Genomic DNA, 17,647 nt, shown 5'->3' with positions numbered 1-17,647 from the left:
CGGCTGCCCGACTGCTCCCGCGACCCCTGATGGCTCCGGACCGGCTCGCGGGCCCCGGGCGCGGCTCCACTTTTTATACCATCCCGCCGAACACCGTGGTAGATGCACGTCGCGGACCTGCCGCTGGCCGAGCGCTTCGTCGCGCACTTCGAGGCCCAGGGCGTCGAGGAGCTCTACCCGCCACAGCAGGCGGCCGTCGAGGCCGGCGTCTGCGAGGGCGAACGGGTACTTGCGGCGGTGCCCACCGCGTCGGGCAAGACGTTCGTCGCCCAGCTCGCGATGCTCACCAGCGACGGGCCGGCGGTGTACGTCGTCCCGCTGCGGGCGCTCGCGACGGAGAAGTACGACGAGTTCACCGAGCTGCCGGGCGTGAGCGTCGGCATCGCGACGGGCGACTTCGACGCGACCGACGAGGACCTCGCCGAGCACGACATCGTCGTCGCGACCAGCGAGAAGGTCGACTCGGCGATTCGCAACGGCGCGGAGTGGATATCGGCGGTCGACTGCGCGGTCGTCGACGAGATACACCTGCTCGACCAGGACGGCCGCGGGCCGACGCTGGAGGTGACCGTCGCCAAGCTCCGCCGGCTCACGCCCGACATCCAGCTCGTCGGGCTCTCCGCGACGGTCGGCAACGCCGCCGAGATCGCGGACTGGCTCGACGCCGAACTCGTCGCGAGCGACTGGCGGCCGGTCGAGCTGAAGACCGGCGTCTACGCCGAGGAGACCGCCGTCTTCGACGACGGCGAGGAGCGCGACGTGCCGACGGGCGGCGACCAGCCGGCCATCGCGCTCGCCCGCGACGCGGTCGACGACGGCGGCCAGTGCCTCGTGTTCGTCTCCTCGCGGCGGTCGGCCCAGGCACTCGCCGACGACCTCGCCGACGAGTTCCTCGACGATGCCGCCGAGGTGGCGGAGGAGCTGCGGGTCCTGGCGACGACCGGCACCGGGACCGACCTCGCGCGCTCGGCTGCCAACGCGGTCGCGTTCCACCACGCCGGGCTCTCCGCCGACCAGCGCCGGGTCGTCGAGGACGCCTTCCGGGACCGCGAGCTGACGGTCATCGTCGCCACGCCGACGCTCGCGGCGGGGGTGAACGTCCCCGCCCGCCGGGTCGTCGTCCGGGACCACGAGCGCTACGACGGGGACGGGATGGCACCGCTCCCCGTCCTCGAGGTCCACCAGATGTTCGGCCGGGCGGGCCGTCCCCACCTCGACCCCTACGGCGAGGCGCTGCTGGTCGCCGGCGACGCCGCGGAGGCGGCCGAGCTCCGCGACCGCTACGTCGGCGCGGAGCCCGAACGCGTCACCTCGAAGCTCGACAGCGAGCGCGCCCTGCGCACCCACGTGCTCTCGACGGTCGCGTCGGGGTTCGCCGACTCGAGAACGGAGGTGCTCGACCTCCTCGACGAGACGTTCTACGGGCACCAGCGCGCCGCCGACGAACTCGGCTCCGTCGTCGGCGACGTGCTCGACTACCTCGCGGCGTCGGGGATGCTCGAGCGTCGCGAGGGGCTCGCGGCCACCCGGCTCGGGGCGCTCGTCTCCCGGGTGTACGTCGACCCCGTCACCGGGCGGTCGGTCGTCGACGCCATCGAGCAGGCGGCCGACCTCCCGCGCGTGACGCCGCTGACCGTGCTCGAACTCGTCTGCGACACGAGCGACATGCCGACGCTGTACGTCCGCAACGACGAGGCCGGCCGCGTGACGGACGCGGCGACCCGGCGCGAGAGCGAGCTCACGAAGTCGGTGATGAGCTTCGACGGCGACTTCCAGCGCTGGCTGGACGTGTTCAAGACCGCGCTGATGCTCGCGGACTGGGCCGACGGTGTCGCGCTGGACGAGCTCGCGAACCAGTACGGCGTCGGGCCGGGCGACGTGGGCCGCATCGCCGAGCGCGCGGCGTGGCTGCTCGCGGCCACGGAGTCCATCGCTGGCTACATCGCCGACGAGGGCGGCGAGGTCGAGAGCGTCGCCCGGGTCATCCGCGAGACGCGCGAGGCGCTGGTCGAACGGGAGGCCTAGAACTCGCGTCCGAACGCGACCAGCAGCGCGACCGCTCCCGCGAACAGCAGCGCGGACGAGCCCGCCCCGAGACGCCCGACGACGAGCAGGTAGCCGCCGTAGCCGACGCCGACCGCGGTCGCCCCCACGGCGAGTGCGTACCCGAGATGTCGCAGTTCGACGGCGCGCGTCGGGCTCTCGCGGCCGAGCTGCCGGCCGAGGCTCCGTGCGTGGTGGCCGGTGTCCCACGCGACCACCGCCCCGAGGCCGCCGAGCAGGGTCGTGAGCGGGGCGAGCACCGTCCCGGCGAGGACGACGGCCCCGAAGAGCCCGAGCGACCCGAGCGTGATACCGGGCGCGACGCCGCGCCACAGCCCGGCCGCGAGCAGGCCGAACCCGACGCCGCCGAGGGCGAGCGTGCCGACGCCCGCGAGGCTGGCGACGACGAGCGCGACCCCGCCCGCGACGAGGCTCGCCCAGGCGCCCGCGCCGGTCGGCCGCGCGGTCACCGTCGCTCACCCCGTTCGAGCGCTGCCGAGAGCGGCTCGTCCCACGCCCAGTCGACCACCGTCACGCCGGCCTCGCGGAGGTCGTGGACCCGGTTCTCGCGGGCGACCCGCGCCAGCGTCTGGCTCGGGGAGTCCGTCGTCGTCGGGTCCGGGCTGACGACGGTCGCCGGGTGGCCGCCGACCTCGAAGCGGCGGGCGATCGCCGCGGCGTAGTCGTCACAGAGCGGCGAGAGCAGGAGCACCTGCGCGCCGGACGGCAGCCGGCGGTCGAGCCGGGCGATGGCCTGCCGCGCGGCGAGGTTGGTGCCCTCGGGGGCCGACGACAGCGCCGGGTGCGTGCCGAGTGTCTCCCGGAACCGGGCGCGGTGGCCCGCACCCGCGCCCGGCGGCACCCAGCAGTCGGCGGTACTGACGGCGGTGAGGCCGACCCGGTTCCCGGCGTCGGTCAGCGAGGGGTAGAGCGACGCGACCGCGCCGAGTGCCCGGTCGAGCGCGTGTTCGGACTCGGGGTCGGGCGCGACGTAGCTCGCGGCACGGGCATCGACGACGAAGACGACCGTCGCCGCGCGCTCGCGCTCGAACTCGACGGTCGCGAACTCGCCGGTTCGGGCCCAGCGTCGCCAGTCGACGCGGGAGAGGGGGTCGCCCTTCCGGTACTCCCGGGTCGCGTGGAACGTCGTCCCTTCGCCACCGTCACCGGTCCGTATCTCGCCCGCGGCACGGGTGGCTTGCCGGCGGAGCGGCACCGTCCCGCTCGCCCGGAAGCGGGGGAGCACGCGGAGCGTGGACGCCGCGGGACACAGGCACTCGACCGCCCGCGCCGCCGTCCCGTCCCGGACGACCGCAAGCGTCGGGCCGAACGCGTGGCTCCCGCGGCGGGCGGCGACCGCGTACCGGAGCGTCGTCGACTCGCCCGGGGCCAGCGTGACGGCGGCGCGGGCGGACCCGTCGACGACCGGGAGCCCGACGGGCACGCCGTCGACCAGCCGGCAGTCAGCGACCGTCGACGCGCCCTCGTTGGTCACCGTCAGCTCGACCGCGACCCTGTCGCCCGGGGCGACGCCCTCGTCGGCCAGCGTCCGCTCGACGGCGATGTCGGGTGCGTCGCGGCCGGCGTCGGCCCCGAGCCGGCTGGCACCGAGCGCGGCCGCGCCGAGGTAACCGAACGGGAGCGCGCCGAGCAGGACGACCGACGGCGAGCGCAGCAGGGTCCCGACCGCGAGCGTGGCGAGGCCGAGCGCGCGTAGCCCGCGCCAGCGCCCGGTCGACCGTCGTTCGCGGACGTAGAGGCCGCCGTCGTGGTCCGGAGGCAGCGAGGGCACCGTCTCGACGGGAGTCCCGGGGCGGACGGCGAACCAGACCGGTGCGTCGCCGGCACGTTCGACCCCGGCGACGCTCGCGACGGCGTCGACGGTCGCCCGGACGTCGTCCCGGAGCGTCGACCCGCCGCCGAACGGGAGGCGGTCGCGCCACGAGGCGTCGTCCTCGTCGCCGTCGGCGAGGAACGCGGCGGCGCGGGCGTCGTCGGTCCAGGTGCCGGCGGCGACGGCCGACTCGGCCTCGTCCCGCGAGCGGTCGCCGGCCCGGACGAGGGCGGAGACGGCGGCCGCCGACAGCGCGCCCCGGAGGTCCCGTGCGGAGCGGCCGACGCGGCCCCCGCCGACGAACTGGCCCAACGCGTCGGCGATGCTCGCCCCCGGTGGCTCGGTCCCGGCGGCCCGCTCGACGGACGGAAGCGTCCGCTCGTCGCGCCCGTCGACGACCACGCTGCTGGCGAGCCACGCGGTCAGGAGCAGCGTCACGACGGCGAACGCGGCGGCAACGCCGGCCCCGAGTTCGAACAGGCCGAGCAGGCCGACGCCGACGGCCGCGAGCCCGCCGGCAGCGAGCGCACGGTTCACGGCTCCGGACCGCCCCCGTCGGTCGTCGCCTCCATCCGTTCGAGCGCCCGCCGCGCCCGGTCCGCGTACGCCTCGGGGGCCTCGTCGCCGTAGCGGACCGTCTCGAACACGTCGGTCAGGTCGGCGACGGCGTCGGCGTCGAACCCGGCGTCGACCGCCGCCGCGGCGAACTCGCCGGGCGTCGTCGACGCGGGCGCACCGACGTCCAGCGCGGCGGTCATCTCGCGCCACGCCCGGTAGACGACGTTGTCGACCGGCCTGTCGCCCCTGACCAGCCGCTCCGCGGCCGTACCGGCCGTCGCTGCGACGGCCGCCCGGGTCGCGGCCGTGTCCGCGTCGTCCGCCTCGGTCGGTGTGTCGGTCGTGGTCCGGAGCCGCAGCCAGAGCAGCCCGGCACCCGCGAGCCCGACGGCCGCGACGACCGCCAGCCCGGCGAGTCCGGTCCCGCCGGGACCGGTCGTCGTGTCCGGCGTGGACTGGTCCGCCGCGCCGAGCGGGCCGCTACCGGTGCCGGCGGGGAGGGAGGTCCCACCCCCGCTCGCGTTCGCGAGCAGGAACGCGACGACGGCGGCGAGGACGCCGGCCAGAAGGATCATGACGGCGGCCAGCCTGAGGTCGATGGACTCCGTGAGGCCCTCGCGGCCGAGCGCCGGCAGGAGCAGCGGCGCGGCGACGACCGCGAGCAGTGCGAAGACCGCCGCGACCGCACGGGCGACGACCCGGCCCCCGCCGGTGCCGACGCTGGCGGTGACGGGTGTCGCCGGCGTGGAGAGCGCCGCCGCGAGCGCGACGACGCCCACGAGGCCGCCGGCCGTCGCAAGGGCGGAGCGAGGTCGCATCTGGTCACATCCGCGAGCGCGGCGAAGAAAAGGCTCAGGGTTCGACGTCGACCAGCGCGCCGACGGGCGCGTCGGTGAGCGCGGCCGCGCGCTCGGTGCCCTCGTCGCCGACCGCGATGAGGGCGAAGACGCCGCCGACCGTCGCGCCGGCGTGGTCCGCGATGTCGAGCAGCAGCTCCTGGGTCTCGCCGGAGCGGATGAGGTCGTCGACGACCAGGACGGTGTCGCCGGCGGAGAGGGAGGAGGCGGGCAGGTAGTAGGTGAGCTCGATGCCGGACTGGAGGCGCTGGCGGGCCTCGACGAACTCCTCGACTGCGGTCTCCTTGCTCTTCTTCGCGTAGACACAGCGAGCGCCGAAGTAGCTCGCCATCGCCGCCGCGAGCGTGATGCCGTCCGTCGCCGCGGTCAGCACGGCGTCCGGCCGCTCGAACTCGTAGGCGTCGGCGGCGACCGGCGCGACGAGGTCGAGGAACGCCTGGTCGAAGACGGCCGCGGAGTTGTCGACGTAGCCCTCGTCGTCGACCTCGATTCTGGCCTCGAGCTCGTCGCCGAGGGCCTCGTGGCCGACGCCGGAGACGACTTCGCGGGCGCGCTCGGCGCTCGGGAGGACGTGGCCGTTCACGTAGCGGTTCAGGTCGCCCGCAGGGAGACCGGTGACCTCGGCGAGCTCGTCGTAGGTGCGCGTCTCCTTCAACATCTGGAGCACGTCGACGGCGCGAAGCTGGAGCGCCGCCTTCTCTGCGCGGTTCATGACCGAGTTACACGGTTGCACAAGTATGAATACGTCGAATCGAAAACCGGTGTCGGTGTCCACAGACGTGCAATGTTCGGGTGGGCCCGGGAGAACGGAGAGGGCGGCAGCGGCGGTGGAGAGGGCAGCGGCGGCGGAGCGAAATCAGTCCAGCAGGAAGTCCGGTTCGACGTGCTTCTCGTCGCGCTCGCGGCGGAGGTGGTCGCGGAACGCGTCGATCTCGACGTCGTACTCCTGGTTCTCGTTGCGGTCGCGCACCGAGATGTTGCCGGCCTCCTCCTCGTTGCCGCCGACGATTATCATGTACGGCACGCGGTCGTTGTGTGCGCCGCGGATCTTCCGCTCGATGGTCGCGTCGCGGTCGTTGACCTCGACGCGGAACTCGTCGAACTCCTCGGCGATCTCGTAGGCGTAGTCGAGGTTGTCGTCCGAGATGGCGAGGATGCGGACCTGCTCGGGGGCGAGCCAGAACGGGAACTTGCCCTCGAAGTGCTCGATGAGCACCATGAAGAAGCGCTCGTACGAGCCGTAGACGCCGCGGTGGATCATCACCGGGCGGTGGTGCTCGTTGTCCTCGCCGACGTAGGAGAGGTCGAAGCGCTCGGGCATGTTGAAGTCGAGCTGGACCGTCGGGCCGTCCCACTTGCGGCCGAGGGCGTCCTCGAACGCGAAGTCGATCTTCGGGCCGTAGAACGCGCCGTCGCCGTCCTCGATGACGTAGTCGTCCTCGTGCTCCTCGATGACCCGCTCGAGGATGGACTCGGCCTTCTCCCAGATCTCGTCGCTCCCGACGGACTTCTCCGGGCGCGTGGCGAGGGCGACCTCGTAGTCGAGCTCGAACGTGTCGAGCACCGTGTCGATGGCGTCGAGGATCTGCTCGACCTCCGCCTCAATCTGGTCCGGGCGGACGAACAGGTGGCCGTCGTCGATGGTGAACGCCCAGACGCGGGAGAGTCCGGAGAGCTCGCCCGACTGCTCCTTGCGGTACACCTTCCCGTCCTCCGCGTAGCGCACCGGCAGGTCGCGATAGCTCCAGGACTGGTCCTGGAAGATGGCGGCGTGGCCCGGACAGTTCATCGGCTTGAGGCCGAACTCGTCGTCGTCGACCTCGAAGAGGAACATGTCGTCCTCGTAGTTCTCGTAGTGGCCCGAGCGCTTCCAGAGGTCCGTCTTGAACAGGTGGGGCGTCTCGACGTACTCGTAGCCCGCGTCGAGGTTGAGGTCCTCGATGAACCGCTCGAGCTCGCGCAGCACCGTCTTGCCGTTCGGGTGGTAGAGCGGCAGCCCCGGCCCCGTCACGTCCTGGATGGAGAACAGGTCCATCTGGTTGCCGATCTTGCGGTGGTCGCGTCGCTCGGCCTCCTCCTTGCGGTCGAGGAACTGTTCGAGATCGTCCTCGCTCTCGAACGCCGTACCGTAGATGCGCGTCTGCATCTCGTTGTCCTCGTCGCCGCGCCAGTACGCGCCGGCAATCTCGAGCAGGTCGAACGCGCCGATCTCACCCGTGGATTCGACGTGCGGGCCGGCACAGAGGTCCTCGAAGTCGCCCTGGGAGTAGAACGTTATCTGCGCGCCCTCTTCGTGAAGTTCGTCGAGCAGTTCGAGCTTGTACGGCTCGTCGGCGAGGCGCTCCTTGGCGTCCTCGTAGGACACTTCCTCGCGTTCGAGTTCGAGGTCGGCCTCGACGATGTCGGCCATCTCGTCCTCGAGGTCGGCGAGGTCGTCGGCGTCGACGTCGATGTCGTCGAAGTCGTAGTAGAAGCCCTCGTCCGTCGGTGGGCCGATGGCGAGTTCGGCGTCCGGGTACAGTCGTTTCACCGCCTGCGCGAGGACGTGGGCGGCCGTGTGGCGCATCACCTCGACGTACTCGTCGGAGCCGTCGGTGACGATCTCGATGGCCGCGCCGTCGTGGACCTCGGCCTCCTTGGCGACGAGGTCGCCGTCGATCTTGCCCGCGACGGTGTCCCGACCGAGACCGGGCCCGATCTCGTAGGCGACGTCTTCGACGCTGGCTCCCTCGGGGACGGAGAGTTCGGATCCGTCCGGTAGTACGACCGCTATCTGTGATTCGGATTCTGACTGGGACATGGCTGTTGTGGATGTCTCTGGTCGGTGTCTGCGAACGCGGAGAACGGTAGGTGGACGTTGATGTTAGAAGTGGGCTGCCGCCCGGCCTGTAAAGCAGACACCTACCATCGTACATCTCAATAGCCGAGACTGCAAGAAAAGGGTTGCGATGCGAGCTGTGCTACTCTATCGCACGGCGCTATCCATCGTCGGCGTGGTCGAGCAGGTCGCTCGCGGTGACGAGTGCCTCCATCTCGACGCCCACGTCGGCGAGGTTCTCCCGGCCGCCCTCCTCCCGGTCGACGACGATGAGCGCACGGTTCACCACCGCGCCGGCGTCACGGAGCGCTTCCACGGCGTCGACGGCTGACTGGCCCGTCGTGGCGATGTCCTCGACCACGACGACCTCCTCGGCCTCGTCCAGCCGCCCCTCGACGAGGTTCGCGGTGCCGTACTCCTTCTGCTGCTTGCGGGCGATGACGTACGGCAGGTCGGCCGCCAGTGCGGTCGCCACCACGAGCGGGACCCCGCCGAGCGCGACGCCCGCCAGCTTCGTGTCCGCGACCCGCTCCGCGAACGCGTCGCCGATCCGGCGCAGGCAGTCCACGTCCGTCTCGAACAGGTACTTGTCCACGTAGTACTCGCTCGTGCCGCCGTGGCTCAGTTCGAACTCGCCGAAGCGAACCGCGTCCGCCGCCACCAGCGCCGAGATGAGCTCGTCGTTCGTCATTGGACTGAGAGCCGCGCCCGGCGACAATAAGGCCCGTGGATTCAATCGGGCTGTCTCACCACGGCTCCTCTTTCAGGTCGAGCGCGTACGCCACCCCGTTGGTCCCGACGTGCAGCAGCGGCGTCACGACGACGACGACCGCGAGCACGGGACCCGTGAACCACTCGCCGAACCACGCGGGGTCGACGGCGGCGGCGAGCGCGAGCGCTCCCACGACGAAGTCCAGCTGGTCCAGCCCGGGGAACGCGGCCCCGCGGTCCCGGCCGGTCCGGCGTTTGAGGAACGACGCGCCGATGTCGCCGACCATCGCGCCGAAGGCGAGCCCGAACGCGACCGGCAGCGGGAACGTCGGCAGTGCAACGTTCACGGCCTCACCGACCGGTGTTGCGACCTCGGAGAGCAGCAGCGCGAGCCCGACGCCGACGCCCGTGCCGACGATTGTCCCACGCCAGGTCTTCCCGTCGCCCAGGATGCGCCGCTCGCCGAGGTTCCGCCCCCCGTCGATGGGCCGGCCGCCGCCGAGGAGGACGGCGGCGTTGTTCGGCACGTACGCGGGGAGCATCGCCCAGAAAGCGACGACCACCGTCGAGACGAGGTCCATGTTCGTGGGATATCGACCGGCCACCTTAAGGCGTCTGGGTCGTCGTCGAATCGACGGACTCGTCGTGTCAGCGACCCCGTCGCGTCGGTGGAGCCCGCGACGACGAGGACCACGAACAGCCGGCACGTCCCGGACGAGGACGGCTCCGGAGCCGCCCGCAGCCAGTAGACTCCGAGCGTCTCGCGGGCCTGGCCTCGGTGGACTCCGTCCCGCACCGGGTCACCGAACGGAGTTTACAAGGAAGGTAAACCGGCCGCCCGTGGTGCACGGCCTCGGTCGAACCGGCGGTCAGACATCCCAGCCCGGTACATCAATCCTCTTGTACCACCGGCCCCCACTCTCGGGCATGATTCCACCCATCGCGAGCCGGTTCGTCGCCGGGGAGACACCAGCGGAGGCACTGGCGCACGCCCGGGAGCTGAACGAGGGCGACGTGAAGGTCATCCTGAACCTGCTCGGCGAGCACTACGACGAGCGCGGGCCGGCCGAGGACGACGCCGAGACGTACAAGCAGCTGGTCGCGGACATCGGCGACACCGAGGTCGACGCCTGCATCTCGATCAAACCATCGCAGATCGGGCTGGACGTCGGCGACGACGTGTTCGACGAGCTGCTCGGCGAGATCGTCGACGTGGCCGACGAGGCCGGCACGTTCGTGTGGGTCGACATGGAGGACCGCCACACGACCGACGCGACGCTCGACGCCTTCGAGAAGTACGCCCGCGAGACCGACGGCAACGTCGGCGTCTGCATCCAGGCGAACCTCAAGCGCACGCCCGAGGACCTGGAGCGGCTTGCGGACGTGCCCGGGAAGGTCCGACTGGTGAAGGGCGCGTACGACGAGCCGCAGTCGGTCGCGTACACGGAGAAGTCCCGCGTCGACCGGCAGTACCGCGACCTCCTCACGCAGATGTTCGAGCAGTTCGACGACGGCATCGCGGTCGGCAGCCACGACCCGGAGATGATCGCGATGGCACGGGACCTCCACGCGGAACACGGTACCCCCTACGAGGTGCAGATGCTCATGGGCGTGCGCGAGGACGCCCAGTTCGACCTCGCCAGCGAGGGAGTCGAGGTGTGGCAGTACGCCCCCTACGGCGGGAAGTGGCTCTCGTACTTCTACCGGCGGGTCCGCGAACGGAAAGAAAACGTCACGTTCGCGTTACGGGCGGTCCTCGGCCGATAGGAACAGAGACATAACCCCGCGGTGGGATTTGTCGCGTATATGTCGTCGTGGAAACGGGACTTCGCATCGGGTCTCATCGTCGTCCTGCCCGTGCTCGTCAGCGCCTACGTCATCGCCTGGCTGTACGGCGTCATCTCCGCCGTCACCCCACAGCGCGTCATCAAGGTCGACCTGCTCACCGACCTCGGGCTGTCGTCGGGCGTCGCGAGCACCCTCGTCGAACCCCTCCGCGTGCTGGTCGTCCTCGCCGTCTTCGTCGTCTTCGTCTTCTCTGTCGGCTATCTGATGCGCACTGCCGTCGGTAACCTGGCCGAGGGTCTCATCGACAACATGGCCAACCGCGTCCCCGGGCTGCGCGTCGTCTACAACGCCTCGAAGATGGCCGCCGAGACCGCACTCGGCGGCACGGACTCGCTCCAGACGCCCGTCCGCGTCGAGCCGCTCCCGGGGATGCGCCTGACCGCGTTCAAGACCGGCAAGACGACCGAGGACGGCCGCGAGGTGGTGTTCCTGCCGACGGCACCGAACATCACTACCGGGTTCGTCATCGAGATTCCGCCCGAGGAGATCGAGGAGACGGACGAGCGCGTCGAGGACGCCCTCACCCGCATCCTCTCGGCCGGGTTCGGCGACTCCGAACGGATGGGCAACTCGACGGTCGAGGACCTGGTCGAAGTCGAAGAGAAGGAGTAGGGCGCTTCGAAGCGGCCGCAGCGAGTCGTGGCGGTGCGCGAGCGGGAGAAGAGCCGCGAACCGCAGTAGAATCAGGCCGTCCAGTTCAGGCGTCGACGTAGTCGAACCACTCCTCGTGGTCGTCGGTGCGCCGGTTGACCACGTCGAAGAAGCGCTGCTGGATCTCCTCGGTGATCGGCCCGCGCGAGCCGTCGCCGATCTCGACGTTGTCGACCTGCCGGATGGGCGTGACCTCGGCGGCGGAGCCGGTGAAGAACAGCTCGTCGGCGGTGTTGAGTTCGCCACGCGAGATGGAGACGTTGTCGTGGACCTCGTAGCCCAGTTCCTCGGCGAGGGTGATGACGGTGTCGCGGGTGATGCCGTCGAGGATGCTCTCGGAGAGCCCGGGCGTGTACAGCTCCCCGTCGCGGACGAGGAAGATGTTCTCGCCGGGGCCCTCGGCGACGTTACCCTCCTTGTTCAGGACGATAGCCTCGCGGAAGCCGTTGCGGCGGGCCTCCTCGCCGGCCAGGAGGCTGTTGACGTACAGGCCGGTCGTCTTCGCGTTCGTCGGGATCTGGCTGGAGGAGTGCTTGCGCCACGAGGATATCTTCACCTTGATACCGTTCTCCAGTGCGTCCTCGCCGAGGTAGGTGCCCCACGGCCAGCACGCGATGGCGGTCCGGGTCGGGCAGTCACCCGGCGAGACGCCAAGGCTCTTGTAGCCGTAGTAGACGATGGGACGGATGTAGCAGGAGGCGAGGTCCTGCTCGGCGATGAGCGTCTTCGTCGCCTCGGTGATCTCCGCGGGCTCGTGGTCGATCTCCATCTCGTACGGCTTGCAGGACTCGTACAGCCGCTCGACGTGTTCGTCCCAGCGGAAGATAGCCGGGCCGTTCTCCGTATCGTAACACCGCGCGCCCTCGAAGACCCCGGTTCCGTAGTGGAGTCCGTGGGTGAGCACGTGTATCTGTGCGTCCTCCCAGTCGACGTACTCCCCGTCCATCCAGATCGTGTCCACGTCCATCTCGGCGAAGCTCATAGTCGGGGCAATGCTTGCGTCCCATATAGGTGTGGGCGATTTGCGTCCGGCCCTCGGTTGGCGCAACATGCGGGCCAGTCAGTCCGGTACCGCGTCGGCCCCCGGACCAGCACGTGCGAGCAGACCGACGAGCCGTCCCTGCGCGAGCGCGTCCCCGACCACGAGGCGTGGACCGGCCCGGACGCCGTCGCCGACGCGGTCTGGTACGTCCTCACCCAGCCCGAGTCGGCGCGGCCGTTCGAGTTCGACATCCGCGCCGCCGGCGACGAGGTCCGCCCGCCCCGAGTGCCGGTGAATGTCGGTTCGCCGTCAACTATTTGTCCGTACCGCCTGACGATAGAGGTGTGTTGGGGGACACGGACGCAGACGAGGGGAACCGCCGGTGAACACGCTCGAGTCCAGCGACGAGGACGCGGCCACGTCGCCGATAGCGGTCGTGCTGATGGTCGGGCTCGTGTTCGCGACCGTCGTCACGGTGGCGGTGTACGTCCCGCAGTTCCTGCAGGAGCCGCCCGAGCCCGCGCCGTCGGCACGGGTCACGATCGAGTCGGCGAACTTCGGGGACGGCGTCGCGAAGAACGACACCGTCGTCGTCACGCACGTCGGCGGCGACCGCCTCGACCGGGACCGGCTGACCGTCCTCGTCGGCGGCGAGACGGTGTACAACGGCACCGAGGACAGCGAGAGTTCGTCGGCCACGTTCGACGTCCCGGGGCTGGTCGTCGAGGTCGACGACGACGAGTTCAACGACCTGAACAAGCCCTGCCGGGTCGACGGCGAGCGCGTGTCGCCCGCCGGGACCTGCGGGGGGCCGCCCGGCGACACCGACGGGTCGGACTCCGGTGTCGTCCTGGAGTGGGCCGAGAACGTGAGCGCGGGCCAGCGCCTGGTCATCCAGGAGCGGAACGCGGGCCAGGCCTACGACGTGGTGCAGCCGGGGGAGTCGGTCACCGTCATCTACCGCGGCGACGACTTCACCGCGGTCCTCGCGGAGACGACCGTCGGCACGGGCCACAACCGGACCGCCGTCACGCCGTAGCGTCCCGCCGGAACCAGCCCCAGGCGGCACGGAACCGCCCCGTGTGGTCCCCGTGGAGGACGCCGTCGTGTGACGCGAAGGATTCGGGCGTGAACCAGCCGACGGCCTGTACCTCGTCGCGGACCGTCGCCGTACCGTCGCAGCGGTCGGCGGCGACCGCGTAGCCGATGGAGACGACGTACTTGCCGTCGCCGTTGCTGGTGTGGAAGCAGTCGAGCAGCGCGAGGTCGGTGGGGTCGGCCCGGAGTCCGGTCTCCTCCTCGAGTTCGCGTGCCGCCGCGACGGGGGCGGGCTCGTCGGCCTCCAGGTGGCCGCCGGGGACGCTCCACTCGCCACGGCCGGGGGGCACGTCGCGCTGGACGAGCAAGACGCCCTCTTCGCCGACGACACCGACGCCGGCACACGGTGCGGGGTTGTGCCAGACGATCCGCTCGCAGGCCTCGCAGTACCGACGCTCGCGCCCGTCGAGCTGGCGCTCGTCGAGTTCCGTGCCACAGTCCGGGCAGAAGCTGGCGGGGTAGGTCGTCACGGTCAGAGCGTCGTGAGCCCGCTCCCCGTCAGCGCGACGACCACGTCCTCGTCGTCGTCGACGACGCCGAGCTCGCGGTACTTCGTGAGCGCGGCCGGGGCGACGGCGCAGGTGGGCTCGACGTAGAAGCCGTCCCTATGGAGGGTGTCGAGCGTGTTCTCGACGACGTGCTCGCCGAGAGCGATGGCGTCGCCCCCGGAGTCCTCGATGGCAGCAGTGAGCTGTGCGTGACGGGCTGGCTCCGATATCTGGATGCCGTCGGCGATCTCGTTCTCGGTGTCGTCCTCGTCCTCGGCGACGAGCCCGCGGAACTCGTCGGCGATAGGAGCGTAGCCGGCGGCCTGTCCGACCAGCAGTCGAGGCAGCCGGTCGACGATGCCCGCGCGTTCGAGCAGGTCGAAGCCGCGGTACGCGCCGAGGGCGAGCGTGCCGTGGCCGACGGGGAGCACGACCGCGTCGGGCACCGTCCAGTCGCGCTGGGCGGCGAGCTCGAGGGCGAACGTCATCGTGCCGGCGTAGAACGCGGGGTTCCAGGCGTGGCTGGCGTACCAGCCCTCGCCGGACTCGACGGCGTCGACGGCCGCCTCGGTCACGTCCTCGCGCGAGCCCTCGACCCTGACGGGGCGGGCACCCGAGCGCTGGATGGCCATCAGCTTCGACTGCTTCACGTCGCCGGGCACGTACACGTCGGCCTCGATGCCCGCGCGGGCCGCGTACGTCGCGATGGCCGCACCGGCGTTGCCCGAGGAGTCCTCGATGACCTTGTCGACGCCCAGGGCAGCGGCGCGCGAGAGCGTCGTCGTCGCGCCGCGGTCCTTGAACGAGCCGCTCGGAGAGACGTACTCGAGCTTGAACTCGGCGTCCCAGCGGCCCGCATCGACGACCGGCGTGAACCCTTCGCCGAGCGTTACCGCGCGGTCAACCGGGAGGAACTCGTGGAACGTCCACAGCCCGCGTCGGGTGTCGAGCTGGCTCACCGGCAGCGGCTCGCCCTCGGGGAGTGGTGGCGTCTCGAGGTCCAGCGCGTGGCCGCAGGAACAGCGCCACGGCTCGTCCGGACCGGCGTCGTACTCCGCACCGCAGGCCTGGCAGTAGAGGTTCTGTAGTGTCATGGCAGGGATGTGGCTGATGTCGGAGGCGTGTGACCGATATGGGGCCTGACTGGGTGGTCGCAGGGCTGGCAGATAGGTTTGCCGGGCGGTCAGTAGCTGTCGATGTCGGTGCCGACCGAGCAGACGTACTCGCCCGTCGCGACCTGCGGGAGGCGGCGGGTCCGCCAGAACAGGCCGTTCGAGTCCGCGGTCACCTCGGCCTTGCGCTGGCCGAACGCGTCGGTTACGCGGAACAGCGTGTCGCCGCGCTTGACCCGGTCGCCGAGGTCGACCGCGAAGTCGACCAGCCCGCCCGCCGGCGCGCCGTACTGGTCGAAGCCCGACGCGCGGGTCTGTGGCGTCAGGTCGGTGTCGCCCTCGATGAACTCGTAGTGCCGGAGCACGTTGAACACCCCCTCGACGCCGACGGCGACGCTCTCGGCGTCGAAGCCGACGGTGCCCCCGAGCTCGGGGTCGATGGTCGGGATGCCCTCGTCCGGGCCAGCGCGGGCGAGCTGTCCGTCCGGCCCCTTCTGGTCGAGGATGTGTCCCGCGCCGAACACCTTCGCGAGCTCGAGACAGCGCTGGTGCATCCGGTGGCGGCGGCCACAGCGCACCCGCGTCTCGTGTATCATCCGGCTGTCCGACCCCTGGTGGAGGTCGAGGATGAGGTCCGCGTCACGCGCCGCGTCGAACGTCGCCGCCGCGATGCGCTCCGAGGAGGTGCCCTCGTGGTCGCCGGGGTACGTCCGGTTCAGCTTCGTGTCGTCGATGGGGTTCCGGTGGGAGTCGATCTGGAAGCCGTGGTAGTTCACGATGCCGACGATGCGGATCTCGCCGGCGAGTTCGGCGGGGTCCAGCTGCGGGAACACCTCGCGTATCACACCGACGCCGTTCAACTCGTTGCCGTCGCTCGCCGCCTGCATGTAGAGCGTCTTGCCGTCGCGCTCGCCGTTCACGACGGCGACGGGCAGGCCGACGGGACTGCCGTCGCGGGTCTCCCCGACCGTGAGGCGACCGGTGTCGACCTCGCCGGGGGCCGCGCTGGCCGTTCCCAGAGTCGTCATTAGCGTAGCCATAGGTCGGTCCGCCTTTAGGTGTTCTGACTACGGTGGGGGACGGAACGGGAGGGGGTCTCGTGGGGTGGCGCGGACGTACTCCGGCAATGCTCGATTCGGGGGCTCGTTGAACGCCTCAAATCGGGGGTAGATATGGTGTGTATCTACGTCGACGTTCCAAACGCTGTGGATTAGTGGAAGATCAGTTCCGGGCCGAGAGGTGGCCACCCGATAGTTTTAAACATTTGACAGCTAATCGTGGGTTGTTGATGGATTTCGACCTGTCCCGGGTTGCACATCGACGGGCAGTAGTAACAGGTATAGGGGCAACGATTACCGCTGGGCTCGCTGGTTGTCTGTCACAATCGAACTCCGGTTCGTCACCCGCCACCTCAGACACATCCGACACGACCGCTATGGACCGCACCGCGGATGGCGACCAGACCACCAGTACGGAAAACGGCGACCAGGCCGACGAAACGACGGCAGAGGACGTGAGCGCGCCATCGACCGTCAGTGGTACCTGGCCGATCTACTACGAGGGAAATCCCGACGGCTCAAACCGGGTGGCGATGACTGGACCCGAGGGGGAGCTCGTACCGCTTTGGACGCGGGATGCACGAACCTTGGATCTCGTCTTGGGTGATGGCTACATCTTCGGCAGCCGTGACGGCCAACTCCGGGCACTTGACGCTGCGACCGGCGAGACAGCTTGGACGGCAAGCGGCGGATCACCGTGGTACGCCGGTGGAACAGTGTTTGACGCCTTGTCCGATTCAGTAGTTCGTGACGCCACCACCGGAGAGCCGTTGTGGCGAACCGAGGAGTTCGTCCCACGCTGGACGGATGGTGACGTCCCCTACGGCACGGTCTACGATTCCCAGACAGAGGTGAGACGCCTACAGCGACGCGACCCACAGAACGGGACGCTCGACTGGGAGTACGAACTTCCAGCAGACAGTCCGAGAACACAGCAATCACTCAGGCTGCACGTCGTCGATCCGGACGCCGACACCGTGATTGCAACCGCCGGGTCCGCCGACGAGAACCAAGTGCTCCTCGGAATCGACCGCGAATCGGGGCGACGACAGTGGCTGGCCGACGCCAGCTCCCTCTCGAACATCTACTATCCGTTGAGTGACGGAGAACGTCTCTACGTCGTAACCGATACTGGACTGGTCGCGATCTCCTACGACAGTTCGACCCCAGACTGGCAGTACGACCCCGACGCGAATCTGGACCCACACCGAGTGGCAGTCGCTGACAGCCGGGTGTTCGTCGTCGAGTCTTCGGGTCGACTCGTCGGCTTGGACCGGGAGACGGGCGCGGTCACATGGGAACAAACCCTCGGGGAGGTCAGGCAAAGCAACGTGTTCGTTGGCCGTGACTCACTGTTCGTGTCCACGACGGTACGAACTGATGGGTCGTGGACGTACCGGACGTTCCAGGTGGCACTCGACGGTACGATTGACCGAACGGTCGACGGTGTCTTCACGACGTTCGTCTCCGAAGAACTCCTGTTTGGGGTGACCAATCCCCAGGGAGGAAGCGCAAGCCTCACCGCGTACGCGTCTCCCGATTCTTAGACTCGGACCTCGTCTCGGGACGACTACGTACCCCTCCATACT

At 70.1% G+C, this 17,647-nt stretch carries 16 protein-coding genes; 5 read left to right on the top strand and 11 right to left on the bottom strand.

The features are described 5' to 3' along the window. The first annotated feature begins 102 nt into the window (after positions 1-102). Positions 103-2,025, top strand: a complete 1,923-nt coding sequence (locus BLT27_RS12130; RefSeq protein WP_089734253.1) for a DEAD/DEAH box helicase — start codon at positions 103-105, stop codon at positions 2,023-2,025. Here the strand turns inward: BLT27_RS12130 and BLT27_RS12125 are convergent. The 7 genes from BLT27_RS12125 to BLT27_RS12095 all read right to left on the bottom strand — a co-directional run bounded on the left by BLT27_RS12125 (position 2,022) and on the right by BLT27_RS12095 (position 9,402). Next, the gene (locus BLT27_RS12125) at positions 2,022-2,513 is read right to left on the bottom strand and encodes a DUF7519 family protein (RefSeq protein ID WP_089734251.1); all 492 of its coding nucleotides are present in this window, start codon (positions 2,511-2,513) and stop codon (positions 2,022-2,024) included. The two genes, BLT27_RS12130 and BLT27_RS12125, sit on opposite strands and share 4 nt — an antisense overlap. After that, entirely contained in the window at positions 2,510-4,414 is a 1,905-nt protein-coding gene (locus tag BLT27_RS12120) for a DUF58 domain-containing protein (protein WP_089734249.1), read from the bottom strand. Before BLT27_RS12120 ends, BLT27_RS12125 begins: the two co-directional genes overlap by 4 nt. Continuing rightward, a complete protein-coding gene (locus BLT27_RS12115) occupies positions 4,411-5,253 on the bottom strand; it encodes a DUF4129 domain-containing protein (protein WP_089734247.1) in 843 nt (280 codons plus the stop codon). The genes BLT27_RS12120 and BLT27_RS12115 overlap by 4 nt, the downstream gene beginning before the upstream one ends. Positions 5,254-5,287: 34 nt before the next feature. Next, positions 5,288-6,004 carry a phosphoribosyltransferase family protein gene (locus BLT27_RS12110; protein WP_089734245.1) on the bottom strand — a complete coding sequence of 239 codons (717 nt, stop codon included), beginning with the start codon at positions 6,002-6,004 and terminating at the stop codon, positions 5,288-5,290. Between the two features lie 144 nt (positions 6,005-6,148). Continuing rightward, the gene (gene thrS / locus BLT27_RS12105) at positions 6,149-8,092 is read right to left on the bottom strand and encodes a threonine--tRNA ligase (RefSeq protein WP_089734243.1); all 1,944 of its coding nucleotides are present in this window, start codon (positions 8,090-8,092) and stop codon (positions 6,149-6,151) included. Positions 8,093-8,270: 178 nt separating this feature from the next. Next, entirely contained in the window at positions 8,271-8,801 is a 531-nt protein-coding gene (pyrE, locus tag BLT27_RS12100; RefSeq protein ID WP_089734241.1) for an orotate phosphoribosyltransferase, read from the bottom strand. 55 nt (positions 8,802-8,856) lie between these two features. Then, positions 8,857-9,402: a CDP-2,3-bis-(O-geranylgeranyl)-sn-glycerol synthase gene (locus BLT27_RS12095; protein ID WP_089734239.1), complete on the bottom strand. Its 546-nt coding sequence runs from the start codon at positions 9,400-9,402 to the stop codon at positions 8,857-8,859. A 346-nt stretch (positions 9,403-9,748) separates the two neighbouring features. On the opposite strand from BLT27_RS12095, the gene BLT27_RS12090 reads away from it, so the two are divergent. Then, complete coding sequence (locus BLT27_RS12090; RefSeq protein WP_089734237.1) at positions 9,749-10,588, top strand: proline dehydrogenase family protein; 840 nt, start codon at positions 9,749-9,751, stop codon at positions 10,586-10,588. A 39-nt stretch (positions 10,589-10,627) separates the two neighbouring features. After that, positions 10,628-11,281, top strand: a complete 654-nt coding sequence (locus BLT27_RS12085; RefSeq protein WP_089734235.1) for a DUF502 domain-containing protein — start codon at positions 10,628-10,630, stop codon at positions 11,279-11,281. Between the two features lie 85 nt (positions 11,282-11,366). Here BLT27_RS12085 and BLT27_RS12080 read toward each other — a convergent pair whose 3' ends face one another. Next, on the bottom strand, positions 11,367-12,302 hold the full coding sequence (locus BLT27_RS12080; RefSeq protein WP_089734233.1) for a branched-chain amino acid transaminase: 936 nt from the start codon (positions 12,300-12,302) through the stop codon (positions 11,367-11,369). A 382-nt stretch (positions 12,303-12,684) separates the two neighbouring features. Here BLT27_RS12080 and BLT27_RS12075 point away from each other — a divergent pair, with 382 nt between their 5' ends. Then, positions 12,685-13,341 carry a type IV pilin domain-containing protein gene (locus BLT27_RS12075; protein ID WP_089734231.1) on the top strand — a complete coding sequence of 219 codons (657 nt, stop codon included), beginning with the start codon at positions 12,685-12,687 and terminating at the stop codon, positions 13,339-13,341. Here BLT27_RS12075 and BLT27_RS12070 read toward each other — a convergent pair. From BLT27_RS12070 to BLT27_RS12060, 3 genes are all read right to left on the bottom strand, one after another. Continuing rightward, positions 13,331-13,870 carry an NUDIX hydrolase gene (locus BLT27_RS12070; protein ID WP_089734230.1) on the bottom strand — a complete coding sequence of 180 codons (540 nt, stop codon included), beginning with the start codon at positions 13,868-13,870 and terminating at the stop codon, positions 13,331-13,333. The genes BLT27_RS12075 and BLT27_RS12070 overlap by 11 nt on opposite strands. A gap of 2 nt (positions 13,871-13,872) precedes the next feature. Then, a complete protein-coding gene (locus tag BLT27_RS12065) occupies positions 13,873-14,982 on the bottom strand; it encodes a pyridoxal-phosphate dependent enzyme (RefSeq protein WP_089734228.1) in 1,110 nt (369 codons plus the stop codon). Positions 14,983-15,071: 89 nt separating this feature from the next. Next, positions 15,072-16,028 (bottom strand): succinylglutamate desuccinylase/aspartoacylase family protein, encoded by a 957-nt coding sequence (locus BLT27_RS12060; protein ID WP_089734227.1) that lies wholly within the window; start codon positions 16,026-16,028, stop codon positions 15,072-15,074. 407 nt (positions 16,029-16,435) lie between these two features. On the opposite strand from BLT27_RS12060, the gene BLT27_RS12055 reads away from it, so the two are divergent. Next, a complete protein-coding gene (locus tag BLT27_RS12055) occupies positions 16,436-17,605 on the top strand; it encodes a PQQ-binding-like beta-propeller repeat protein (protein ID WP_175526447.1) in 1,170 nt (389 codons plus the stop codon). Positions 17,606-17,647: the final 42 nt, after the last annotated feature.

The organism is Haloarchaeobius iranensis, assembly GCF_900103505.1.
GTDB classification, from domain to species: domain Archaea; phylum Halobacteriota; class Halobacteria; order Halobacteriales; family Natrialbaceae; genus Haloarchaeobius; species Haloarchaeobius iranensis.
This window is presented reverse-complemented; position numbering and strand designations above follow the sequence as displayed.